A 22,461-nucleotide genomic window follows, 5' to 3' on the forward strand; every position below is an offset into this window, starting at 1 on the left:
GCTATCCAGCTGAATTGGCCTGTAATTTGCTCATCATGTATATACAGGTACGATCAATGCGCGACGTATCTGTTGAACGGTCCTCACGCCGAACCCGTCAGACAAAGGAAAATAAAAATGAAAAAACTTGTCCTCGCAGCTGTCTTAGCCCTGACATCCACCGGCATCCTGGCCAAGGACTTGACCGAGATTCGCTTCGGAGTTGACCCGACCTTCGCCCCCTTTGAATCCAAAAACGAAAAAGGCGAGCTGGTAGGCTTTGACATCGATCTGGGCAATGCCATTTGTGCCGAGCTCAAGGTCAAGTGCAAATGGGTCGAGACCCCGTTTGACAGCAGCATCCCTGCCTTGCGGGCGAAGAAGTTCGACGCTGTGCTGTCGGCCATGACCGTCAACGAGCAGCGTAAAAAGAACGTCGCGTTCTCGGATCGTCTGTACAACTCGCCTAACCGATTGATCGCCAAAAAAGACAGCGGCCTGCTGCCGACCCCCGAGTCGCTCAAAGGCAAGCGCGTAGGCGTCGCCCAAGGCACCACTCAAGAGGCTTACGTAAAGGCCATTTGGGCACCGCAAGGGGTGATCATGGTCACCTACCCCAACCAGGACCTGCTATACCCCGACCTCGTCAGCGGCCGGATTGATGCCAGCCTGACCGATGCAGCAGTGGCGGATATCGGCTTCTTGCAAACCAGCAAAAACAACGGCTTCGCCTTTGCCGGCGACGCGGTTACCAACACTGAGATCCTGGGCGAAGGCATCGCCATCGGCCTGCGCAAGGACGACCCGGTACTGCTCGAAGCCATCAACCGGGCATTGGCTGCCATGCATCAGGACGGCACCTACGACACGATCCAGAAAAAGTACTTCACCTTCGACATCTATAACTGAAGCCCGCGTCTGAACGGTGCCGGATGGCCTGCATGAAGGCGATCCGGTGCCTTGCAGTTCACTTTCGTGCAACCGGTCTGCGGACCGTCGTTGCCCATGGAGCGACAGAACATGTTCTTACAGGGCTATGGCTCACTGATTGTCGATGGGACGCTGGCGACTATCCAGCTGGCACTGCTGTCGATGCTGCTGGCCGTCACGCTGGGACTGATCGGCGCGTCAGCCAAGCTGTCCAAGCAACCGGCAGTGCGCTACCTGGCAGCGGGCTACACCACGCTGATCCGCAGCGTGCCGGATCTGGTCATCATGTTGCTGCTGTTCTTCAGCCTGCAAATCTGGCTGAACAACCTCACCGAATGGCTGCAATTCGAGCAAATCGATATCAACCCGTTCGCCGCCGGGGTGCTGACTCTGGGCTTTATCTACGGGGCGTACTTCACTGAAACCTTTCGCGGTGCCTTTCAGGCCGTACCGGCTGGCCAGCTTGAGGCAGCCGTGGCCTACGGCATGAATCGGCGCCAGGTCTTCATGCGCGTGCTGTTCCCGCAAATGATGCGCTTCGCGCTGCCGGGCATCGGCAATAACTGGCAGGTACTGATCAAGGCGACGGCCCTGGTGTCGATCATCGGACTGATCGATATCGTCAAAGTCACCCAGGATGCCGGCAAGAACTCGATGGACCTGTTCTTTTTCAGCGTGATCGGCGGGTTGATCTATCTGGCCCTGACCACAGTGTCCAACGGTGTATTGATGTGGCTTGAGCGCCGCTACTCGGTCGGCGTCAGAGGTGCCCAGCTATGAACGAAATCATCCAGGAATACTGGAAGTCCTACCTGTGGTTCGATGGCTATCAACTCTCGGGCGTCGCCATGACCCTATGGCTGCTGGTCGCCTCCATCGCCATCGGCGGCACCCTGGCCGTGCCACTGGCGGTGGCGCGTGTATCGCGCAATCCACTGCTGCGCCTTCCTGTGTGGTTCTACACCTACGTTTTTCGCGGCACCCCCTTGTACATCCAGCTGCTGATTCTCTACACCGGGATCTACAGCTTGCAGGTGGTGCGTGACCAACCGACGCTGGATGCTTTCTTTCGAGAAGGCATCAACTGCACGCTGCTGGCCTTTGCCCTCAACACCTGCGCCTACACCACGGAGATTTTCGCCGGAGCCATCCGCGCCACGCCCTATGGCGAGATTGAAGCCGGACGCGCCTATGGCATGTCTGAATTTACCCTCTACCGACGCATCATCCTGCCTTCTGCGTTGCGCCGCTCGCTGCCGTTCTACAGCAATGAAGTGATCCTGATGCTGCACTCCACAACGCTGGCATTCACCGCCACGGTTCCGGATCTGTTGAAGGTCGCGCGCGATGTGAACTCGGCCACTTACTCCTCGTTTGAAGCCTTTGGCCTGGCCGCCGTGTTGTACGCGGTGATGGTCTTTACCCTGGTCTGGTTGTTTCGCCGCTGCGAAAACCGCTGGCTAGCCTTCTTGCAACCGCAGGCCCATTGAACCGGCATCACTTGGAGAACATCGAGCATGTACAAACTCAGTATCGAGGGGCTGCACAAGAAGTACGGTAATCACGAGGTCCTCAAGGGCGTGTCCCTGAAGGCCAAGGCCGGTGACGTGATCAGCATTATTGGCTCCAGCGGTTCAGGTAAAAGCACCTTTTTGCGCTGCATCAACTTTCTGGAACAGCCCTGCGCCGGCAGCATTACGGTGAACGACGAGCCTATCCGCACCAAACAGGATCTGAACGGGGCGCTGTGTGTGGCTGACCCGCGCCAATTACAGAAAGTACGTACCAAGCTGGCAATGGTGTTTCAGCATTTCAATTTATGGCAGCACATGACCGTGCTGGAAAACATCATCGAAGCCCCGGTGCATGTGCTCGGCATCAAGCGCAAGGAAGCCATCGAGCGCGCACGCCAGTACTTGCACAAGGTGGGCCTGGCACCCGAGGTCGAAAGCAAATACCCGTCCCACCTGTCCGGCGGTCAACAACAGCGCGTGGCCATTGCCCGGGCCTTGGCGATGGAGCCGGAAGTCATGCTGTTCGACGAACCCACCTCGGCTCTGGACCCGGAGCTGGTCGGTGAAGTGCTCAAGGTCATGCAAGCCTTGGCCGAAGAGGGCCGCACCATGGTGGTGGTGACCCATGAAATGGGCTTTGCACGCAATGTTTCCAACCATGTGATGTTCCTTCATCAGGGGCTGGTTGAGGAGCAAGGCCCGCCGGGCGAAGTGCTGGTCAACCCCAAGAGCGAGCGCTTGACCCAGTTTCTTTCAGGGCGCTTGAAGTGAACAGTCAGGCAGTTCAGCAGGAGCACAGCATGACCACAGGTTTCCCTTCGCACCGCAGTTTTGCCAGCCAGCGTGAGCAGTTTTTGGCTGCAGCCAACGAGGCAGGCGCACAGCTTTACGAGTACCCACATCCACTTCGCGGCCCGTTTGGCGAGGCCCTGAGCACCGACGTCGCTCTGCTCGGAAACCCCCAGGCAAAACACTTGCTGGTGGCCCTGAGCGGCACCCACGGTGTAGAGGGTTTTTACGGTTCGGACAGTCAGCGCCAGTGGCTACACACCTTGCGCGAGCGCAGCCTGCCCGATGATGTGGCCGTGTTGTTGATTCACTTGATCAATCCGTGGGGCACGGCCTGGATGCGCCGGGTCAACGAAGACAATATCGACCTCAATCGCAACTATCTGGACTTCAACCAGCCCCCCCCTGATAACCAGGCGTACGAAGCGTTGCACGGGATTTACGCCTGCGACCAACTGCGCGGGCCGCAACGGGAACAGGCCGATGCCCTGCTCAATGAGCGGGTTCAACGCGAAGGTTGGTCAGCGGTGATGTCGATTGTTGAAGGGGGGCAGTATCGCCATCCCGACGGGCTGTTTTACGGTGGCGACGGCGCCAGCTGGTCGAACCGGACCCTGCACCGCATTCTCCAGGAGCATGTGGCGCACGCCAGCAGCGTCATGTGTTTCGATCTGCACACCGGTGCCGGTGATTACGGCCATCCGATGCTGATGACCATCGCCCAAGCGCCTTATCCGGCACTGGAGGATGCTCAGCGGCTGTTTGGCCCATGGCTGTTCACCCTGATGACCGGCGCTGGAAGCCACAGTGATACGGGCGTTGCCGCCACGGCAACCGGGTACACCTCGCAAGCCATCATCAATGCCCTGCCCGGCGTGCGGTTGATGCCGTTTGTGATCGAGTGCGGGACCTATCCGGGCGAGCAGATTCATACGGTGTTGCGCGACGACCAGTGGCTGCACCTGCACGGCGACCTGTTCAGCCCGCAAGCCCGGCAGATCAAGCTCAAACTGCTGGAGCAATTTTTCCCGGCCGACCCTGACTGGCAAGAGCTGGTATGGGTGCGTACACGGCAGATTTGGGAGCGGGCGCTAGCGTCCCTTACCCAGTAGCCCCTTGTCCTGTGGGAGCGGGCTTGCTCGCGATGGCATTAGCGCAGCGTGCCGGATGTGCCGTGTTGCTTGCATCGCGTGCAAGCCCGCTCCCACAGTTTTTTTCGTATCCGATGTCTTTTAGTTAAGAAAAACTAAAGCACACAACAGTTTTAGACCTCTATTCTTACTCATGCGATGCCTCTTATTCTGGTCACGTCCTCGCACAGGGCACACACCAGAATAATAAGGAGAGACCGCATGTTTATGCGCAACGCGTGGTATGTCGCAGCCAGTGAAACCGAGTTGGGTGAGGAGTTGCTTGCGGTCAAGCTGCTCAATGAGTCGGTGGTGTTGTATCGCAAGGAGGATGGCACCCCGGTAGCCCTGGAGGATGCTTGCCCGCACCGCAAGCTGCCGCTGTCGTTGGGCCGACGCAAAGGCGATGACATCGAGTGCGGCTATCACGGCCTGACCTTCGACTGCTCCGGCAGTTGCGTAAAAGCCCCTGGCAGCAGCCATGTGCCCAAAGGCGCCAAAGTGCGCAGCTACCCGCTGCAGGTGCGTTACGGCCTGATCTGGATCTGGATGGGCGACGCCGAACTGGCCGATGCCGACAAGATCTGTCACGTACCCGAGTGGGGCGATCCTGACTGGGGCCTGAATCGTGGCGACAGCATGATCATTCCTTGCAACTACCTGTACATGACCGACAACCTGCTTGATCCGTCCCATGTGGCCTGGGTCCATCAGTCCTCGTTCGGCAACGCTGCCTGTGCCCAGGAACCGCTGCAAACCACGGTTACCGATGTCGGCGTGATCGTTTCGCGCTGGATGCGTGACGTTGAAGTCGCGCCCTTCTATGCCAAGTTCGTCAAATTCAGCGGCCACTGTGATCGCAAGCAACACTACGAAGTCCACTATCCGGCCCAGGCCATCATCAAGGCCATCTTCACCCCGGCGGGCACAGGCAGCGATGACGGCGCGCTGCATGAACAGGTATTCCTGATGAACTCCTACAATTTCATGACCCCTATCGACGACTCGAACACGCGCTATTACTGGTTTCAAGTGCGTAATTTCGATCAGGACAACGAGGACATTTCCCGTCAGTTTGACGAAGACGTGCGCCACGCGTTTGCCGAGGACCGGGTTGTACTTAGCGCTGTGCATGAGGGCATGGCCCACAAGCGCAGCCCGAATATTGACCTGGCTTCAGACGCGGGGCCGTTGCGGTTTCGACGCAATCTGGCGCGACTGATTGCATTGGAACAACCCCAGGAGCTGATCCCGCTGGTACCCGCCAAGCCGAATACCGTGGAGGCCTGAGATGAGCACTCAAACACCGGGTTTTAAAGCCTGGCGGGTGATCGACAAGCAACCTGAAAGCGCAATCATCACGTCCTTCGTCCTGACGCCCGCAGACGGAATCAGCCAGCTTGATTTCCGCCCCGGCCAATTCCTCACGCTGCGCCTGACACTGACAGACCGCAGCACGGTGATACGCAATTACAGCTTCAGTGCCTGCGCTGCCAATGGGCGCCAGGTGCGGATTTCGGTCAAGCGCGAACCTGCGCCCTTCGACCAACCCCATTTGCCATCCGGGCTGGGCTCCAGCCATCTACACGACTGCGTGCAGGTCGGGGACCTGCTGGACGTTGCGGGCCCGTCCGGCACGTTTGTACTGGACGAGATCAGTACACGACCTGTGCTGCTGTTCAGCGGCGGGGTCGGTCTGACACCGATGGTCAGCATGCTCCACACCCTGAGCCAGCAGCCGGGCCGGACCGTGCACTTTGTGCATGCCTGTGAGAACGGGGCGGTGCACGCGTTACGCGAGGAGGTCCTGGCCCTGGCCGACAAGCGCTCGGGCATTGCCGTGCATTTTTGCTACCGCAACCCCGGGGCAGACGACGGGGGCCGCCATCACAGTGAGGGCCTGATCACGCGTCAAACCCTGCAACAGCTGCTGCCACTGGACGATTACGATGTCTACCTGTGTGGCCCCCGGCCGTTCATGCAGGCAAACTGGCGCCTGTTGCGCAGCCTTGGGGTGGCGAGGGAGCGTATTCACTATGAGTTTTTTGGGCCCGCTGCGGTGCTGGAAGAAGATGAAGCCAGTGCGGTTGCAAAACCCGCCATCGTCCAGACTGCTGCGGGCACGGATGACGACACCCTGAGTGTCTGCTTCATGCCGTCCGGTACTCGGGTGATGTGGAATGAAAGCTGTAACTCGCTGCTGGAGTTGGCCGAACAGGCGGGGCTTGAACCGGCGTTCAACTGCCGGGCGGGCCTATGCAATACCTGTCAGGTCCGACTGCAGGAAGGCACTGTGGAGTATCTGGAGGAACCACTGGATGCACCGCAACCCGGCGACATCCTGCTGTGCTGCACACGCCCCACCAGCGCCATTACCGTGCAGTTGTAGGCGCACACAAAAACGCCGGGGCAAGCCCGGCGTTTTCATGAGTCTGGTTTCAGGTATTGGCCTGAGGGCGCTTGTGACGCTCCATATAACGTTCGACGTACGAACATGAAGGAATCACCTCATATCCCATCTTGTCGGCGTAATCGAGCGCCTGCTCCGTCAATGCTGCCGCTATACCCCGACCACGCAGGGCATTGGGCACGAACGTGCGATAGATATCCAGAGTCTGCTTGCCCAGATCCATGTAGGTCAGGTAAGCACGATGACCGTCGACAGTGGTCTCAAACTGGTGACCTGCCTGGTCATGGTGGATAGACAACGCCTCGCTCATCATTGCTCCTTCGCGGGTCTTGAACCGTGACCCCTACCTTACTGTTGTTTTTCCGCCGAGGGAACTACTACGCCGTCACGCACGAGCTGCCAGCACAGAATGTGTGAACAGGCCTGATGGAAGAGTAGTCACTCTCAATACAAATGTTCAGTTCATGGGGTCGGCTGCTGCCAGCAAATCAAGCCAGCTCAAACGTTTCTTCAGCCCGACAACCTTAAAGAAGCCCTGAACATTTTTCGGAAGGTTGAGGCTATGACGTAGAACCACACTTAAAGTCACGTTGTGCCATCACGAGCATGCCGCTGACTGCACTCCAAACTGACTGTTTTACAAGCACAATCAGTTAAATCTAGCCGATCAACAATGCTTGCCAAATATTTTTTTTGGTTCTTGCGCTAGGTCATTTTACTTACTACAAGTAATGGGTACTATGTACGCCGGCTGTTTCCTCACTTTGAAGGAGCAGCTTTAATTAGAAAGTCCTTGAAGGGGAACACGATGAACAACGTTCTGAAATTCTCTGCTCTGGCATTGGCCGCAGTTCTGGCTACCGGTTGCAGCAGCGTATCTAAAGAAACTGAAGCCCGTCTGACTGCAACTGAAGACGCAGCAGCTCGCTCCCAGGCTCGTGCTGACGAAGCCTACCGTAAAGCTGACGAAGCTCTGGCTGCTGCTCAAAAAGCACAACAGACTGCTGATGAAGCAAACGAGCGCGCTCTGCGCATGCTTGAAAAAGCAAGCCGCAAGTAATAGTCCTTCGGGATTATTATCAAGCCGACCTATTTATAGGTCGGCTTTTTTATTGCCTGCCGGTTACTAAGCAGTCAATAAAAAGCCGCCGAAGGTATTAACCGCGGCGGCTTTTTAATGCGCGTTTTTAGTGCGTTTTTAGTGCGTTTTACTGCACGTAGTCCAAAGACTGGCCACCCACCACTGTGGAATTGGATATGCCGATTTCTGCAGGTATACCCGTCTCGGCACCCACAACAGGGAACGCTTTGTCCTTGTCGATCTGGATGCTGTTTTCCAGGTCTTTGTGCTTGAGCAAAAAGTTCATGAATGCAGCGTATTTGTTCTGCAAGTCTTCAGGGGTCAAGTGGGACTTGTCGCTGACAGCCAACAGGGAGCCATCCTTGACGTTCAGGGGCTCATGCACCTCAAGGAAGACCTTCCCGCCGCTGACACCAATCTTGTACGGCTCGTTAATGATTCGCACAGGCGTCCCGACAGGCACCATGCGCGACATTTCAAGCACGTTCTGGTTAAGCATCCGGAAGCAGCCATGGCTGGTCCCCGTGCCAATACCAAACTTGGCGTTCGAACCATGGATCAAGTAGCCCGGCATGCCGAGCGTGAACTTGAAAGGGCCCAATGGGTTATCTGGCCCGGCAGGCACAACGTTCGGTAGCGGGTCGCCATTTCGGGCGTGCTCGGCCTTGATCGAAGCCGGTGGCGTCCAGGTCGGATTGGGCGTCTTGGCAGTGATTTTGGTCTGCCCCAAAGGCGAGCCCCACCCCTCGCGGCCAATCCCCAGCGGAAAGGTGTAGACCTTGTTCTGATCCTTCGGGAAGTAATACAAACGATACTCGGCCAGGTTGATCACGATCCCTTCACGCTTGCCCGGCGGCAGAATGAACTGGGTTGGCAACACAATATCGGTGTCGACTATCGTTCCATCCAGGTTCTTCTTGACCGGCAACCAGGCATCCACTCCCGGGTTCGCTGCGATCATTTCCGAATAGCCCAGCTCGTACTTGTTTCCCAGATCAGCAAAGGAGTCTTCGTACTTGCCCTTGATGACCTGCACTTCGCCGACAACATCTTCGCCAGGCGGTGGCAGCGGGAATTCAAGCGCGACAGCGGGACCCGCAACACAGAGTGCGGCAACTGACAGGTAGCGGGTGACGGCAGGTAGGCGCGACAACATCCGGAACATCCTTCGCATAATCAACGGGGGACAAAAAAGGGAGTGTACACCGCGCCCACGGGGAGCGTGAGCCGGCTAGGGCATCAAACAGGTAACATCATAGTTCAAAGCGCAACTCTGGCCAGATAGGCTCCGTGCCACGTCGCTGCGACTCGATAATTGCCCGGCACAGAGGGCATAACCGATGATCCTGAAAGACCTTGCGAGTGACATCCGACCAACGCGGTTGTGCAGGTAGCAATGAGCCACACAAGGTACGGTCAATGGTGCCTCCCAGCTCCAGTTGACGCGTCACCAGATGCACCCGTACCTCCTGGCAGGCGAACAAATCGAGCTGTTCGTCAGGCTCGATCAGTTGATAGGCATATAAAGACCAGGCAGGACGCGACATCGGGGGCTCCAAATCGGGGGGGCGCCACCTTAGCCGAAACACTGCCACTAGAAAAGCATCAAAGCAGGGGTTTTAGCGCCGGCCACACATTATCCAGCAAAAGCCCCTGTGCCCCGACCGCCGGGTGAATGCGATCAGCCTGCATCAGCTCGGGTTTGCCCCCTACGCCCTCAAGGAAAAACGGCACCAGAGTGACCTTTTTTTCTTTGCCCAACTCAGCGTAAACCGCAGCAAAGGACTGGGTATAACGCGCACCGTAATTGGGCGGCAATTGCATTCCCAAAAGCAGCACCTTGGCACCCGCCTGTTGAGAGGCATCGATCATCCCTGCAAGATTTTGTTTCAATTGAGCAGGCAGTTGGCCACGCAGGCCATCATTGCCGCCCAGCTCTACAATCACCACCTCTGGCTTATGCTCTGCAAGCAGTGCAGGCAGCCGCGCAAGCCCTCCAGCGCTGGTGTCACCGCTGATTGAGGCGTTGACCACCTTATCGTCGTATCCTTGCTCCTTGAGCCGCTGTTCGAGCAACGACACCCATCCCAGACGGGTATCCAGGCCGAAAGCCGCGCTGATACTATCGCCAACGATCAAGATTGTTCCCGCCGTTGCCGTCTGCGCCATGCACATCAGGGCCAGAGCAGCACTTAAAAACCACACACGCATTGGATTCTCCATGGGCGAAAGTATTCTCACCGCGCAGAACCTTAGCAAAGTGGTTCCCAGCGCGGAAGGCGAGTTAACCATCCTGCACCCCTTGAGCCTTGAATTGAACAAGGGCGACAGCCTGGCGATTGTCGGTGCATCCGGCTCGGGCAAGTCCACCTTGCTGGGCTTGTTGGCAGGCCTGGACCTGCCCAGTCAGGGCGAAGTGATTCTGGCCGGTCGCGCACTGAGCACGCTGGACGAAGACCAGCGCGCTCGGGTACGGGCCGAACACGTGGGTTTCGTGTTCCAGTCATTCCAGTTGCTCGACAGCCTCAACGCCCTGGAAAACGTCATGTTGCCCCTGGAGCTTGAGGGCCGAAAAGATGCCCGCGAACATGCCCGCCATCTGCTGGATCGCGTCGGCCTTGGCCAACGCCTGAGCCATTCGCCGCGCCAGCTCTCCGGCGGTGAACAGCAGCGAGTCGCCATTGCACGGGCGTTTGCGGCCAACCCGGATGTGCTGTTTGCCGATGAACCCACCGGCAACCTGGACAGTCACACCGGCGAGCGCATCACCGACCTGCTCTTCGAACTCAACAAGGAACGCGGCACCACCCTGGTGCTGGTGACCCATGACGAACGCCTGGCCCATCGGTGCCGGCGCCTGATCCGTCTTGAAGCTGGCCATCTGGTCGGCCCTCTGGAGCCCTGATGGCACGCCTGCCGCTGTTGCGCCTGCTAAGCCTTGCCGTACGCCAATTGCTGCGCGATGCTCGCGCAGGCGAGTTGCGCGTGCTGTTCTTTGCCCTGCTGGTTGCGGTCGCAGCCAGCACCGCCATCGGCTACTTCGGTGCCCGCCTCAATGGTGCGATGCTGTTGCGCGCCACCGAGTTCCTGGGCGCCGACCTGGTGCTGGATGGCAGCTCCCCGGCCCGTGAAGAACAAATCAAGGTCGGTATCGATCAGGGACTCGCACACGCTCGCGTGGTTGAGTTTGCCAGCGTGATCGCTACCGACAACGGCATTCAGCTGTCCAGCATCAAGGCGGCAGACGATGCCTACCCGTTGCGCGGCGAACTGAAAAGCGCCGCCCAACCCTATGCCGAAGAACAATCCGGTGGCGGCCCAGAGCCTGGGCAAGCGTGGGCCGAAGCCCGACTGCTGACCGCGCTGGATCTCAAGATCGGCGATGAAATCGATGTCGGCTCAAAAACCGTGCGCATCACCCGCGTCCTGACCTACGAGCCTGATCGTGCCGGTAATCTTTACAGCCTGACCCCACGGGTACTGATCAACCTGGACGATCTGGCTGACACCGGCATCGTGCAACCGGGCAGCAGGGTCACCTATCGCGAGCTATGGCGCGGTGACGCCCCAGCCCTTGAAGCCTATCGCCAATCAATCAAACCCGGCCTGGGCCCCAACCAGCGCCTGCTGGACGGCCGTGATGGCAACCAGCAGATCGGTGGCGCGCTGGGCAAGGCCGAGCGTTACCTGAATATGGCCAGCCTGGTGGCGGTTCTGCTGTCGGGCGTAGCCGTGGCGTTGTCAGCGACGCGCTTTGCCAATCGACGCTTTGATGCGAGCGCCCTGCTGCGCTGCCTGGGCCTGTCGCGGCGCGAAACCCTGTGGCTGTTTACCCTTCAACTGGCAGTGCTCGGTCTGCTGGCCAGCCTTGCGGGTGCCGTGCTTGGCTGGCTCGCGCAGCTTGGACTATTCGCCTTGTTGCACGACTTGCTGCCCGCTGACGTACCGCCTGGAGGCTTGATGCCTGCGATCGCCGGGATGGGCACCGGGCTGGTGGCACTGGCGGGTTTCGCATTGCCGCCGCTGGCGGCATTGGGCCGCGTACCACCACTGCGAGTCTTGCGGCGCGACATGCTGCCGATTCCCGCCAGCACTTGGACCGTCTACGGTGCTGCACTGCTGGCACTGGGGCTGATCATGTGGCGCATGAGCCTGGACCTGGTGCTGACCTTCGCCCTGCTCGGGGGTGGCGTGATTGCTGCGCTGGTTCTGGGCGGCATCCTGCTGCTGGGCCTGCAAAGCCTGCGCCGCCTGCTGGCACGGGCCTCTCTGCCCTGGCGCCTGGGGCTGGGCCAATTACTGCGTCACCCGCTGGCGGCAGCGGGCCAGGCCTTGGCTTTTGGCCTGATCCTGCTATCGATGGGCCTGATTGCCCTGCTGCGCGGCGAGTTGCTCGACACATGGCAAAACCAGCTGCCTAAAAACGCGCCCAACTACTTTGCACTCAACATCCTGCCGGCGGACAAGGACGCTCTCGGCGCCCACCTGATGACCCTTCAGGCCCAGGCTGCGCCGCTGTATCCGGTGATTCCGGGGCGCCTGATCAGTATCAATGGCGAGCCGGCGCAAGATATCGTCAGTAAGGACTCCAGCGGCGACAAAGCCATTCAGCGTGACTTGAGCCTGACCTGGGCGGCCGACCTGCCAGCCGACAACGAACTGACCGCAGGCACCTGGTGGACCCAACAACCTGCCGGGGATATACCGGGCGTCTCGGTAGAAGCCAAGGTTGCTGAAAGCCTGAAACTGAAACTGGGCGATCACCTGACCTTCACCGTTGCCGGGGTTAATCGCGAAGCCCGTGTCACCAGCTTGCGCAGCATCAACTGGGATAACTTCCAACCCAACTTCTTCATGATTTTCCAACCCGGCACCCTCCAGGACCTGCCGACTACTTACCTCACCAGCTTTTACCTGGCACCGGGGCACGACAAGGAAATCATCGATCTGTCGCGCAGCTTCCCGGCCGTGACCATTCTGCCCATCGAAGCCCTGCTTGAGCAGCTGCGCAGCATCCTTGCGCAAGTGACCATTGCCGTGGAATACGTGTTGTTGTTCGTCCTGGCAGCAGGCATGGCAGTGCTGTTTTCCGGCCTGCAATCCACTCTGGACGAACGGATTCGCCAGGGGGCCCTGCTCAGGGCACTGGGGGCCGAACGGCAACTGCTGATCAAGGCCAGGAGGATCGAGTTCGGCCTGCTGGGTGCCACCAGCGGCTTGCTCGCAGCGCTGGGTGCCGAACTGGTCAGCCTGGTGCTTTACCGCTTTGCCTTTGACCTGCCGTGGTCCCCGCACCCGTGGCTGCTGCTGCTACCCGTGCTGGGCGCCCTGATGGTAGGTGGCGCAGGTGTATTCGGTACGCGCAGGGCGCTCAATGCCAGCCCGCTGACAGTGCTGCGCGAGGGCTGATAGACTCGCGCCCTTCTCTGCACACGGATTGCCCATGAGCCGCTATCGCCCTCCCCGCCCTGCCGGCACCGCGCTGATCACCCCTGAAGGTGAAGCGCGGATGCGCGCAGAGCTGCACGAGTTGTGGCACGTTCGCAGGCCGCAGGTGACGCAATCTGTCAGCGAAGCCGCAGCCCAGGGCGACCGCTCGGAAAACGCCGAATACACCTACGGCAAAAAAATGCTGCGCGAGATCGACAGCCGTGTGCGCTTCCTGACCAAGCGCCTTGAAAGCCTCAAGGTGGTCAGCGAAAAACCCAGCGATCCGAACAAGGTGTATTTCGGGGCCTGGGTCACCATTGAAGATGAAGACGGCAAGCAGTCGCGCTACCGCATCGTCGGGCCCGATGAGCTTGACCTCAAGAAAGGGCTGATCAGCATCGACTCACCCCTGGCCCGGGCGCTGATCGGCAAGTCACTGGATGCCGAAGTCCAAGTACAAACACCCACCGGGGAGCAGTGGGTGTACATCGTCGCGATTGATTACCCGTAACCCTTGCCCTCAGGGTGCCGTGGCCTGTCGGTACTGACGCGGCGTAAAGCCGGTCAATGCCTTGAACTGCCGGGTGAACGCGCTGTGGTCGGTATAGCCGCACTGCAGTGCAACTTCAGTAATGGGAATGTCGGTCAGCAACAGGCGATGGGCGTGCTCCAGACGTACCTTCTGGATCATCTGCCTCGGCGTGAGGTGGAACACCCGCTTGCAGTAGCGTTCCAGTTGCGCCACTGAAATCCCGGCAATGCGCGTCAACTCGCCCAGGGTGACGCGACGATTGAAATGCGTGCGAATGTGCTCGTCTACCGCCGCCAGCCGCTGATAGGCCGGATGGGTGTCACTGGCCGACTGCAGGTCAACCGAGATCCCGGCCAGGCCAATGATTACACCGTCACGGTTATACAGAGGTCGCTTGTGCGTCAGGCACCAGCCCGGCTCCCGACTGCCGTACAAATGCAGCTCCAGCTGATCTTCCAGCACCAGCCCCTGCTCCAGCACGCGTCGATCCTGTTCGGTATAGCCAGGCCCCAATTGCTCAGGGAAGACCTCGGCGCTGGTTTTGCCCAGCAAGGGTTGCAGCTGCTTGAGCCCGCAACGCTGCACCAGCGTGCGATTTGCCAGGACATAGCGCGCCTGAATGTCCTTGATAAAGATCGCGGCATTGGGAATCACATCCAGCATCGGCAACAAAAGCGCCACACCCGACAGCAACTGCTCAAGGCTCTCGGGACGACTCAGCTCGCTCCCCTGGCTCAGGATTGCAAACGCATTCTGCGTCATGAATTTCACTCCCCCACTACTCGAGCAGGCTCAACCCACCTGTGCATATTGTGCTGATTTCGTCATCGGCTTCAATGGAAAACATCAATCGCAAATCCGCCCGGACGTTCAATCTAGCGCCATTGCACACCCGCCAGTGGTTTTGGCGCAATGGCAAATGACATCACACCTGCCTAACCAAAAACTCACAATAAGGCGACTCCATGTCAGGTAAAGGCAAATTCAAGAAACAGCTCTCACTGATGGACCTGACCTTTATCGGTCTGGGTGCCATCTTCGGTTCCGGCTGGTTGTTCGCAGCCAGCCACGTTTCTGCAATTGCGGGGCCCGCGGGGATATTTTCCTGGCTGCTGGGCGGTTTTTCTGTGCTGCTGTTGGGCATTGTTTACTGTGAATTGGGCGCTGCCCTGCCGCGCGCCGGTGGCGTTATCCGCTACCCGGTTTACTCCCATGGCCCGCTGCTCGGGTACTTGATGGGTTTTATCACCCTGATCGCATTTTCCAGCCTGGTGGCGATTGAAGTGGTCGCCGCTCGCCAATACGCCGCAGCATGGTTCCCCGAGCTGACCAAGGCAGGCTCCAGTGATCCTTCGATCCTGGGCTGGCTCCTGCAGTTCGGCCTGCTGTGCCTGTTCTTCATGCTCAACTATCGCAGCGTGAAGACCTTCGCCATGGCCAACAATCTGGTCAGCGTATTCAAGTTCATCGTGCCGCTGCTGGTCATCGGCGTACTGTTCACCTTCTTCAAGCCGGAAAACCTCTATTCCCAGGGCTTTGCTCCCTTCGGTCTGTCGGGCGTGCAGATGGCTGTTTCCGCGGGCGGCATTATCTTTGCCTACCTGGGCCTGACCCCGATCATTTCGGTGGCCAGCGAGGTCAAGAACCCGCAACGCACCATCCCGATTGCCCTGATCCTGTCGGTTCTGCTGTCTACTGTGATTTATGTGCTGTTGCAGGTCGCCTTCCTCGGCGGCGTGCCGACCGAGATGCTGGTCAACGGCTGGGCCGGTGTGACCAAGGAACTGGCCCTGCCCTATCGCGACATCGCCCTGGCACTGGGTGTGGGCTGGCTGGCCTATTTGGTGGTGGCCGATGCGGTGATCTCCCCCAGCGGCTGCGGCAACATCTACATGAACGCTACACCGCGTGTGATCTATGGCTGGGCGCAAACCGGCACGTTCTTCAAAGTGTTCACCCGCATCGATGAAAAGTCCGGCATCCCGCGCCCGGCGCTGTGGCTGACCTTTGGCCTGTCGGTGTTCTGGACCCTGCCGTTCCCCTCCTGGGAAGCCCTGATCAACGTGGTATCCGCCGCGCTGGTATTGAGCTACGCCGTGGCTCCGGTGTCCGTGGCCGCACTGCGCCGCAATGCACCCGACATGCCGCGCCCTTTCAGGGTCAAGTGGATGGCCGTGCTGGGGCCGCTGTCATTCATCGTCGCTGCGCTGATCGTCTACTGGTCAGGCTGGAAGACCGTGTCCTGGTTGCTCGGCCTGCAGATCGTGATGTTTGTGGTGTACCTGCTGTGCGCCCGCTTTGTACCGACCAACCACCTGAGCCTGGCCCAGCAAGTACGCTCTTCCTTGTGGCTGATCGGCTTCTATGCCGTGACCATCGTGCTGTCCAAGCTCGGCACCTTCGGTGGCCTGGGCGTGCTCGCTCACCCTTTCGACACCCTGGTCGTCGCTGCGTGCGCCACGGGTATCTATTACTGGGGGGCCGCCACCGGCGTACCGGCACACATGGTCCGCCTGGAAGACGACGAGGAAAGCGAAGACACCCCGGAACTTTCCAGCCAGACGCCATCCCGGCACGCCACGGGGGCGTTTATCCAGACTTCGTCCTGAGACACCGTTAGCCACCGTCTTCCCAGCCGCTGTTCTCTTCCAAGGGATAAGTTTATGAAGCACGTACATATCATTGATTCACACACCGGCGGCGAACCCACCCGCCTGGTGATCAAAGGCTTTCCGCAACTGGCCGGCCGTACCATGGTCGAGCAGCGCGATGAACTGCGCGACCGGCATGACCCATGGCGCCGCGCCTGCCTGCTGGAGCCCCGTGGCAACGATGTGCTGGTGGGCGCGCTGTATTGCGAGCCGGTGTCGCCGGATGCCACCTGCGGCGTTATTTTCTTCAACAATGCCGGCTACCTGGGCATGTGCGGCCACGGCACCATCGGTTTGGTCGCTTCGCTGCACCATCTGGGGATGATCGAGACCGGAGAGCACAAGATCGACACCCCGGTCGGCCCGGTCAGCGCCACGTTGCATGAAGACGGCAGCGTGACCGTTGGAAATGTGCCCGCCTACCGCTACCGCAAACAGGTCGCCGTTGAAGTACCGGGACACGGCCGGGTGTATGGCGATATCGCCTGGGGCGGCAACTGGTTCTTCCTCGTGTCCGATCACGGCCATGCGCTGCAACTGGACAACGTAGAAGCCCTGACCGAGTACACCTGGGCGATGCTTAAAGCCCTTGAGGCCCAGGGTATCCACGGCGAAGACGGCGCCCTGATCGACCATATCGAACTGTTTGCCGACGACGACAAGGCCGACAGCCGCAACTTTGTCATGTGCCCGGGCAAGGCCTACGACCGCTCGCCATGCGGTACCGGCACCAGCGCCAAACTGGCGTGTCTGGCGGCCGATGGCAAATTGGCCCCCGGCCAGCCCTGGGTGCAAGCCAGCATTACCGCCAGCCAGTTTGTTGGCAGCTACCAATGGGAAGGCGAGCGCATTCGCCCGTTCATTACCGGCCAAGCCTTCATGACCGCCGACAGCACGTTGCTGATCGACGAAAAAGATCCGTTCGCGTGGGGCATTTAAGCCCCCAGTTCCACACACCTCTGAATAAACGACTCCAGGAGTTACAACAATGAGCGATAACATTTTCACCGGTTGCATGCCTGCACTGATGACCCCTTGCACCGCCGATCGCAAACCGGACTTCGACGCGCTGGTCGCCAAGGGCCGCGAACTGATCGATATCGGCATGAGCGCCGTCGTGTACTGCGGCTCCATGGGTGACTGGCCATTGCTGACCGAAGCCGAGCGTCAGGAAGGCGTGGCACGCCTGGTGGCTGCCGGTATTCCGACCATCGTTGGCACCGGCGCCGTCAACAGCCGCGAAGCCGTGTCCCACGCAGCACACGCCGCCAAAGTCGGTGCCCAGGGCCTGATGGTGATTCCTCGCCTGCTGTCCCGTGCGGCCTCGCCTGCTGCGCAAAAAGCACACTTCGCCGCCATCCTGCAAGCAGCTCCACAGCTACCGGCCGTGATCTACAACAGCCCTTACTACGGCTTCGCCACCCGCGCCGACCTGTTCTTTGAACTGCGTCGCGAATACCCGAACCTGATCGGCTTCAAAGAGTTCGGCGGTGCCGCCGACATGCGTTACGCCGCTGAGCACATCACGTCCAAGGACGATGACGTAACCCTGATGGTCGGTGTCGATACCCAAGTGGTCCATGGCTTCGTCAACTGCAACGCCACCGGTGCCATTACCGGTATCGGTAACGCCCTGCCACGCGAAGTGCTGCAACTGGTCGCCCTGAGCAAGCAAGCGGCCCTGGGCGACCCCAAGGCCCGCCGTCTGGCCCGCGAGCTGGAAGCTGCACTGAGCGTGCTCTCGTCATTCGATGAAGGCACCGACCTGGTGCTCTACTACAAGCACCTGATGGTGCTCAATGGCGACACCGAATACACCCTGCACTTCAACGAGACCGATGCGCTCAGCGATGCTCAGCGTCACTACGCCGAGAACCAGTACGCCCTGTTCCGTCAGTGGTACAAAAACTGGTCAGCCGAACAGAACGTGGCCTGATCGCTCAACTCCGTTCCCTTAAACGAGCGGTGCTTCTGTGGGAGCGAGCCTGCTCGCGAAGGCTTCGCGAGCAGGCTCGCTCCCACACCCCCCCAGCCCAATTTTTTCCAGGAACACGCCATGACTCTGACAGGCAACATGCTGATCGGTCAGCAAGCCATCACCGGTAGCCGCGAAGCGATCCGGGCGATCAACCCCGCCACCGGCACAGCGCTGGAACCGGCCTACCTCGGCGGCACCGGCGAAGATGTCGAGCAGGCGTGCGCTTTGGCCTGGGAGGCTTTTGATAGCTTTCGCGAGACGCCACTGGCCGCTCGTGCCACTTTCCTTGAAACCATCGCCGATGAAATCGAAGCCATCGGCGATGAGTTGATCGACCGTGCAGTCTGCGAATCTGGCCTGCCACGCCCACGCATCCTCGGTGAGCGCGGCCGGACCTGCCAGCAGCTGCGCACCTTTGCCCGCACCGTGCGCGCGGGTGAATGGCTTGATGTGCGAGTCGACAGCGCCTTGCCTGAACGTCAGCCCCTGCCCCGTTCAGACCTGCGTCAACGCCAGGTGGCGCTGGGGCCAGTAGCCGTATTCGGTGCCAGCAACTTCCCGCTGGCCTTCTCCGTCGCAGGTGGCGACACCGCATCGGCTCTCGCCGCCGGCTGCCCGGTTGTGGTCAAGGCTCACAGCGCACACCCCGGCACCAGCGAACTGGTCGGCCACGCGGTGGCCCGGGCGGTGAAAAAATCGGGACTGCATGCCGGCGTGTTTTCGCTGCTGTTCGGTTCCGGTCGCGAGGTGGGCATTGCCCTGGTGACCGACCCACGAATCAAAGCCGTCGGTTTTACCGGCTCACGCAGCGGTGGTCTGGCCTTGTGCAAGGCGGCCCAGGCACGCCCTGAACCCATCCCTGTGTATGCAGAAATGAGTTCGATCAATCCGGTGTTACTCTTCCCCGCGGCCTTGCAGGCTCGCGGTGAAGCGCTGGCACAAGGCTTCGTGACCTCCCTGACTCAAGGGGCTGGCCAGTTTTGCACCAACCCGGGACTGGTCATTGCCCGCCAGGGCCCCGCCCTGGATCGTTTCATCAACGCCGCTGCCGCACTGATACAGCGCAGCCCGGCGCAGACCATGCTCACTCCCGGGATTTTCCAGGCTTATGAAGCTGGCGTCGGCGCGCTGCACGAACTGAGCAGCGCGCAAGAAGCCGCAGCAGGCTTGAAAGGCGATACGCCCAACCAATGCCAGGCCCACCTGTTTGTCACCCGGGCCCGGGACTTTATCGCCGATCCGGCGTTGCAGGCCGAGGTATTCGGGGCCGCGTCGCTGGTCGTGCAATGCGCCGATGATGAAGAGATCCGCCAGGTCTTCGAGCATCTGGAAGGCCAGTTGACCATCACCCTGCAACTGGATGACGCAGACCTGGAAAGTGCCAGGGCCTTGTTGCCGACTCTGGAACGCAAAGCCGGACGCCTGCTGGTCAACGGCTGGCCCACCGGTGTTGAGGTGTGTGATGCGATGGTCCACGGAGGCCCATTCCCGGCCACCTCCGACACGCGAACCACCTCGGTCGGCACCGCGGCTATCCTGCGTTTCCTGCGCCCGGTCTGCTATCAGGACTTCCCGGACAGCTTGTTGCCCACCGCACTCAAGCACGACAATCCTCTGCAACTGCGCCGCCTGCTCGATGGCCACAGAGAAGCCCAACAAAATGCCTGATCATTTCAGCTCAAACAGCGCGCACCAGAACGCTGACATTGCGGTGGTCGGCGCCGGCATTATCGGCGTCGCCTGCGCCCTTCAGTTGGCGCGACAGGGTCTGCGGGTAGTGGTCATCGACCAGCAGGAGCCGGGCCAGGGGGCCTCGTTTGGCAATGCAGGGCATCTGGCAACCGAACAGGTGTTCCCGATTGCCGACCTGTCTATCCTCAAGCGGTTGCCGGCCATGCTCATGGACCCGATGGGCCCCCTGCGCCTGGACTGGAAATACATGCCCCGTGCCCTGCCCTGGTTTACCCGGCTGCTGCTGAACCTGCGCCCGGCGCCTTTCCAGCGCACCGTGGCCGGTATCCGAGCCCTCAATGAAAGCAGCCTGGATGCCTGGCACCGGCTGCTGGACGGCATTGACTGCCCCGGCCTGATGCGCGAAGACGGCTCATTGCTGGTCTACGAGCGACCTGAATCACGCCCCGCGCTCCAAGCGCTACAGGCACGCATGCGTCAGCAACAGGTACCGGTTGAGTTCTGGGAGGCCAAGGCGGTACACGAGACCGCGCCGCAACTCAGCGAGCAGATTCAGGGCGGGTTGTTTTTCCCGGCGACCGGGCACTTTATCGACCCCTACCGCGTGGTATGCGAACTGGTGAACGCCGCCAGAACCTGCGGTGTGCAGTTCCTCACGCAACAGGTCACGGGCGGGCACCTGAACGAGACTGGTGTGAGTCTGGTCACCCCTCAGGGCCGTGTGACGGCCCGGCGGGTAGTGATTGCCTGCGGCGCCCATTCGGCGAAACTCACCGCCGACCTGACCGGCAAAAAGGTCCCACTGGATACCGAGCGCGGTTACCACCTGATGCTGCCCCACGAACATGACCGGCTGCCTTTTGCCGTCACCTCGCTGGAGCGCAAGTTCATCATGACCCCGATGACTGACGGTCTGAGACTGGCGGGTACTGTTGAGTTTGCAGGATTGCAGGCGCCACCTAGCATGGAGCGCGCCTGGCAGTTACATCGGCTGAGCAAAGGGTTGTTCCGTCGTGACCTGAACGCGCAAGCCGCCACGCCGTGGATGGGCTTTCGGCCGTCGCTGCCAGACTCATTGCCGATTATCGACAAGGTAGGTGACGGCAAGGTGCTACTTGCCTTTGGCCACCAACATCTTGGCCTGACACAGGCAGCAGTGACTGCGGAATTGATTGCGCAGTTGGCGGGGGCAACCAGTGCCCATGCGCTACCTGAGTTGCACCCGTACCGGCTGGACCGTTTCTGATCCCATCCGTAGCAGCTGCTACGGTGCTGGAGCCTCAACGCAGTGTAATCAGCCCCTGGCGGCAAACGCGGGTCAGGTTATGAATCACCTGCTCGGCATTGTCGGCATCGGGGGACTGGATCACTGCCAGGTCAAAACTGTCAGCAGCAAAGCGCGCCAGCGGATCACCCTCTTCGACAAACTGGATCAGAAATGCCGTAGCCCGGCCCTTTCGACGCGGCCAGCCGTCCAGACAGCGCAATAATGTGGGCTGGTGTTTACCGCCAAGAAGGATTTTTGGATTGCGCAAAGCAGGGCTGGCCGAGATCGGCGCAAGACGTACCAGGGGACGTGGGTGACTCATCTGTATCGGTTCTCCGCCTCAAGATTCTGCGTGGCAGGTGAGAGGCAACACCGAACCAGCGCTTTAGCGGTATTTCGAGGCGTGCTTCAAGCCTCTTAGACGGTCTCTAGACCCTCTGGCGCCCCGCAAGTAGCTGTTTAAATCGGCGCAAGAAACATCCTAGATAAACCTGCTTACAACTGTCAACAATCATGTAAAACGAAAAAGACCCGCTCTGGGCGGGTCTTTTTACGAACATTCGATTTTCAGTCGGTAATCGCACGATCGAGGGACAACTTGCCTGCACCTTCGAACAATACAGCGAGGGTGCCGCCCAACAGAGCCAAGGCAAATTCATAACCGTTGTTTGCCATAAACAGACCGTTATGGATATGCACCGAGAAAATCGCCACCAGCAAGGTAAACGACAGGCCTAATGCCGCAGGTCGAGCCAGCAGGCCAACGATCAGCGCCAGACCACCCAGAAACTCGGTACCGCCCGCCAGCACCGCCATCAACGTACCCGGTGCCAGGCCGATGCTTTCCATCCATTGCGCCGTGCCGGCCAACCCGCCACCGCCAAACCAGCCGAAAAGTTTCTGCGAACCGTGAGCTGCAAAGATGATGCCTACGAAGATACGCAAAACAGTCAAACCATAACCTGCGCGGCTGCCCAGTACGGTATGGATCAATTTGCTCATGGTGAAGTCCTTTAGGTAATCAGTTGGGGAATGCCCGCCATACTAATCAGTTTTTAGAATGTGAAAAGTCGAATAA

23 protein-coding genes are annotated in these 22,461 nt (G+C 59.7%); 16 read left to right on the top strand and 7 right to left on the bottom strand.

Features of this window, described 5'->3' with window-relative positions; all coding sequences use genetic code 11:
• Positions 1-117 precede the first annotated feature (117 nt).
• From TU76_RS00530 to TU76_RS00560, 7 genes are all read left to right on the top strand, one after another.
• Positions 118-888, top strand: a complete 771-nt coding sequence (locus TU76_RS00530; RefSeq protein ID WP_019827611.1) for an ABC transporter substrate-binding protein — start codon at positions 118-120, stop codon at positions 886-888.
• 111 nt (positions 889-999) lie between these two features.
• Complete coding sequence (locus TU76_RS00535) at positions 1,000-1,689, top strand: ABC transporter permease (protein WP_019827610.1); 690 nt, start codon at positions 1,000-1,002, stop codon at positions 1,687-1,689.
• Positions 1,686-2,399: an ABC transporter permease gene (locus TU76_RS00540; protein ID WP_019827609.1), complete on the top strand. Its 714-nt coding sequence runs from the start codon at positions 1,686-1,688 to the stop codon at positions 2,397-2,399. The genes TU76_RS00535 and TU76_RS00540 overlap by 4 nt, the downstream gene beginning before the upstream one ends.
• Positions 2,400-2,426: 27 nt before the next feature.
• Positions 2,427-3,194, top strand: a complete 768-nt coding sequence (locus TU76_RS00545) for an ABC transporter ATP-binding protein (protein WP_019827608.1) — start codon at positions 2,427-2,429, stop codon at positions 3,192-3,194.
• Positions 3,195-3,223: 29 nt separating this feature from the next.
• Positions 3,224-4,324, top strand: coding sequence for a DUF2817 domain-containing protein (locus TU76_RS00550; RefSeq protein ID WP_019827607.1), 1,101 nt, complete (start codon positions 3,224-3,226; stop codon positions 4,322-4,324).
• A gap of 240 nt (positions 4,325-4,564) precedes the next feature.
• Positions 4,565-5,632: an aromatic ring-hydroxylating dioxygenase subunit alpha gene (locus tag TU76_RS00555; protein ID WP_048350845.1), complete on the top strand. Its 1,068-nt coding sequence runs from the start codon at positions 4,565-4,567 to the stop codon at positions 5,630-5,632.
• Position 5,633: 1 nt separating this feature from the next.
• The gene (locus TU76_RS00560) at positions 5,634-6,731 is read left to right on the top strand and encodes a 2Fe-2S iron-sulfur cluster-binding protein (RefSeq protein WP_048350846.1); all 1,098 of its coding nucleotides are present in this window, start codon (positions 5,634-5,636) and stop codon (positions 6,729-6,731) included.
• A 49-nt stretch (positions 6,732-6,780) separates the two neighbouring features.
• Here the strand turns inward: TU76_RS00560 and TU76_RS00565 are convergent, their stop codons facing one another.
• Complete coding sequence (locus tag TU76_RS00565; protein ID WP_019827604.1) at positions 6,781-7,062, bottom strand: GNAT family N-acetyltransferase; 282 nt, start codon at positions 7,060-7,062, stop codon at positions 6,781-6,783.
• Positions 7,063-7,560: 498 nt separating this feature from the next.
• Here TU76_RS00565 and oprI point away from each other — a divergent pair, with 498 nt between their 5' ends.
• Positions 7,561-7,812, top strand: a complete 252-nt coding sequence (oprI, locus tag TU76_RS00570; protein WP_003172710.1) for an outer membrane lipoprotei OprI — start codon at positions 7,561-7,563, stop codon at positions 7,810-7,812.
• Positions 7,813-7,960: 148 nt separating this feature from the next.
• Here the strand turns inward: oprI and TU76_RS00575 are convergent, their stop codons facing one another.
• From TU76_RS00575 to TU76_RS00585, 3 genes are all read right to left on the bottom strand, one after another.
• Positions 7,961-8,989 carry a L,D-transpeptidase family protein gene (locus tag TU76_RS00575; protein ID WP_019827603.1) on the bottom strand — a complete coding sequence of 343 codons (1,029 nt, stop codon included), beginning with the start codon at positions 8,987-8,989 and terminating at the stop codon, positions 7,961-7,963.
• 97 nt (positions 8,990-9,086) lie between these two features.
• A complete protein-coding gene (locus TU76_RS00580) occupies positions 9,087-9,380 on the bottom strand; it encodes a hypothetical protein (protein WP_003446817.1) in 294 nt (97 codons plus the stop codon).
• 58 nt (positions 9,381-9,438) lie between these two features.
• Positions 9,439-10,044 (bottom strand): arylesterase, encoded by a 606-nt coding sequence (locus TU76_RS00585; RefSeq protein ID WP_019827600.1) that lies wholly within the window; start codon positions 10,042-10,044, stop codon positions 9,439-9,441.
• A 10-nt stretch (positions 10,045-10,054) separates the two neighbouring features.
• Here TU76_RS00585 and TU76_RS00590 point away from each other — a divergent pair, with 10 nt between their 5' ends.
• The 3 genes from TU76_RS00590 to greB are packed head-to-tail and all read left to right on the top strand — an operon-like array spanning position 10,055 to position 13,774.
• Positions 10,055-10,738, top strand: coding sequence for an ABC transporter ATP-binding protein (locus TU76_RS00590; RefSeq protein WP_019827599.1), 684 nt, complete (start codon positions 10,055-10,057; stop codon positions 10,736-10,738).
• Complete coding sequence (locus TU76_RS00595; protein ID WP_048350847.1) at positions 10,738-13,242, top strand: ABC transporter permease; 2,505 nt, start codon at positions 10,738-10,740, stop codon at positions 13,240-13,242. Before TU76_RS00590 ends, TU76_RS00595 begins: the two co-directional genes overlap by 1 nt.
• Positions 13,243-13,276: 34 nt before the next feature.
• Entirely contained in the window at positions 13,277-13,774 is a 498-nt protein-coding gene (gene greB, locus TU76_RS00600; protein ID WP_048350848.1) for a transcription elongation factor GreB, read from the top strand.
• A 9-nt stretch (positions 13,775-13,783) separates the two neighbouring features.
• Here greB and TU76_RS00605 read toward each other — a convergent pair whose 3' ends face one another.
• Positions 13,784-14,557: an AraC family transcriptional regulator gene (locus TU76_RS00605; RefSeq protein ID WP_019827593.1), complete on the bottom strand. Its 774-nt coding sequence runs from the start codon at positions 14,555-14,557 to the stop codon at positions 13,784-13,786.
• A gap of 203 nt (positions 14,558-14,760) precedes the next feature.
• Between TU76_RS00605 and TU76_RS00610 the strand changes: the two genes are divergently transcribed.
• The 5 genes from TU76_RS00610 (at position 14,761) to TU76_RS00630 (ending at position 21,362) form a co-directional block, all read left to right on the top strand.
• Complete coding sequence (locus tag TU76_RS00610; protein WP_019827591.1) at positions 14,761-16,404, top strand: APC family permease; 1,644 nt, start codon at positions 14,761-14,763, stop codon at positions 16,402-16,404.
• Positions 16,405-16,458: 54 nt separating this feature from the next.
• A complete protein-coding gene (locus TU76_RS00615; protein WP_048350849.1) occupies positions 16,459-17,385 on the top strand; it encodes a 4-hydroxyproline epimerase in 927 nt (308 codons plus the stop codon).
• A 49-nt stretch (positions 17,386-17,434) separates the two neighbouring features.
• Positions 17,435-18,382, top strand: coding sequence for a dihydrodipicolinate synthase family protein (locus TU76_RS00620; RefSeq protein WP_019827587.1), 948 nt, complete (start codon positions 17,435-17,437; stop codon positions 18,380-18,382).
• Positions 18,383-18,502: 120 nt separating this feature from the next.
• Positions 18,503-20,092: an aldehyde dehydrogenase (NADP(+)) gene (locus TU76_RS00625; protein ID WP_048350850.1), complete on the top strand. Its 1,590-nt coding sequence runs from the start codon at positions 18,503-18,505 to the stop codon at positions 20,090-20,092.
• Positions 20,085-21,362, top strand: coding sequence for an NAD(P)/FAD-dependent oxidoreductase (locus tag TU76_RS00630; protein ID WP_046810300.1), 1,278 nt, complete (start codon positions 20,085-20,087; stop codon positions 21,360-21,362). The genes TU76_RS00625 and TU76_RS00630 overlap by 8 nt, the downstream gene beginning before the upstream one ends.
• 34 nt (positions 21,363-21,396) lie before the next feature.
• Here the strand turns inward: TU76_RS00630 and TU76_RS00635 are convergent, their stop codons facing one another.
• Entirely contained in the window at positions 21,397-21,705 is a 309-nt protein-coding gene (locus TU76_RS00635) for a hypothetical protein (protein WP_046810299.1), read from the bottom strand.
• 245 nt (positions 21,706-21,950) lie between these two features.
• Entirely contained in the window at positions 21,951-22,385 is a 435-nt protein-coding gene (locus TU76_RS00640) for a DoxX family protein (protein ID WP_019827579.1), read from the bottom strand.
• Between the last annotated feature and the right edge of the window lie 76 nt (positions 22,386-22,461).

This window comes from Pseudomonas psychrophila (assembly GCF_001043005.1).
Taxonomy (GTDB): domain Bacteria; phylum Pseudomonadota; class Gammaproteobacteria; order Pseudomonadales; family Pseudomonadaceae; genus Aquipseudomonas; species Aquipseudomonas psychrophila.

Coding starts and splice junctions, on each gene's coding strand:
- TU76_RS00615 (WP_048350849.1), top strand. CDS start 16,459: ATGAAGCACGTACATATCATTGATTCACACACCGGCGGCGAACCCACC.
- TU76_RS00545 (WP_019827608.1), top strand. CDS start 2,427: ATGTACAAACTCAGTATCGAGGGGCTGCACAAGAAGTACGGTAATCAC.
- TU76_RS00580 (WP_003446817.1), bottom strand. CDS start 9,380: ATGTCGCGTCCTGCCTGGTCTTTATATGCCTATCAACTGATCGAGCCT.
- TU76_RS00625 (WP_048350850.1), top strand. CDS start 18,503: ATGACTCTGACAGGCAACATGCTGATCGGTCAGCAAGCCATCACCGGT.
- TU76_RS00565 (WP_019827604.1), bottom strand. CDS start 7,062: ATGAGCGAGGCGTTGTCTATCCACCATGACCAGGCAGGTCACCAGTTT.
- TU76_RS00640 (WP_019827579.1), bottom strand. CDS start 22,385: ATGAGCAAATTGATCCATACCGTACTGGGCAGCCGCGCAGGTTATGGT.
- TU76_RS00550 (WP_019827607.1), top strand. CDS start 3,224: ATGACCACAGGTTTCCCTTCGCACCGCAGTTTTGCCAGCCAGCGTGAG.
- TU76_RS00610 (WP_019827591.1), top strand. CDS start 14,761: ATGTCAGGTAAAGGCAAATTCAAGAAACAGCTCTCACTGATGGACCTG.
- TU76_RS00620 (WP_019827587.1), top strand. CDS start 17,435: ATGAGCGATAACATTTTCACCGGTTGCATGCCTGCACTGATGACCCCT.
- TU76_RS00585 (WP_019827600.1), bottom strand. CDS start 10,044: ATGCGTGTGTGGTTTTTAAGTGCTGCTCTGGCCCTGATGTGCATGGCG.
- TU76_RS00630 (WP_046810300.1), top strand. CDS start 20,085: ATGCCTGATCATTTCAGCTCAAACAGCGCGCACCAGAACGCTGACATT.
- oprI (WP_003172710.1), top strand. CDS start 7,561: ATGAACAACGTTCTGAAATTCTCTGCTCTGGCATTGGCCGCAGTTCTG.
- greB (WP_048350848.1), top strand. CDS start 13,277: ATGAGCCGCTATCGCCCTCCCCGCCCTGCCGGCACCGCGCTGATCACC.
- TU76_RS00555 (WP_048350845.1), top strand. CDS start 4,565: ATGTTTATGCGCAACGCGTGGTATGTCGCAGCCAGTGAAACCGAGTTG.
- TU76_RS00560 (WP_048350846.1), top strand. CDS start 5,634: ATGAGCACTCAAACACCGGGTTTTAAAGCCTGGCGGGTGATCGACAAG.
- TU76_RS00605 (WP_019827593.1), bottom strand. CDS start 14,557: ATGACGCAGAATGCGTTTGCAATCCTGAGCCAGGGGAGCGAGCTGAGT.
- TU76_RS00575 (WP_019827603.1), bottom strand. CDS start 8,989: ATGTTGTCGCGCCTACCTGCCGTCACCCGCTACCTGTCAGTTGCCGCA.
- TU76_RS00590 (WP_019827599.1), top strand. CDS start 10,055: ATGGGCGAAAGTATTCTCACCGCGCAGAACCTTAGCAAAGTGGTTCCC.
- TU76_RS00635 (WP_046810299.1), bottom strand. CDS start 21,705: ATGAGTCACCCACGTCCCCTGGTACGTCTTGCGCCGATCTCGGCCAGC.
- TU76_RS00530 (WP_019827611.1), top strand. CDS start 118: ATGAAAAAACTTGTCCTCGCAGCTGTCTTAGCCCTGACATCCACCGGC.
- TU76_RS00540 (WP_019827609.1), top strand. CDS start 1,686: ATGAACGAAATCATCCAGGAATACTGGAAGTCCTACCTGTGGTTCGAT.
- TU76_RS00535 (WP_019827610.1), top strand. CDS start 1,000: ATGTTCTTACAGGGCTATGGCTCACTGATTGTCGATGGGACGCTGGCG.
- TU76_RS00595 (WP_048350847.1), top strand. CDS start 10,738: ATGGCACGCCTGCCGCTGTTGCGCCTGCTAAGCCTTGCCGTACGCCAA.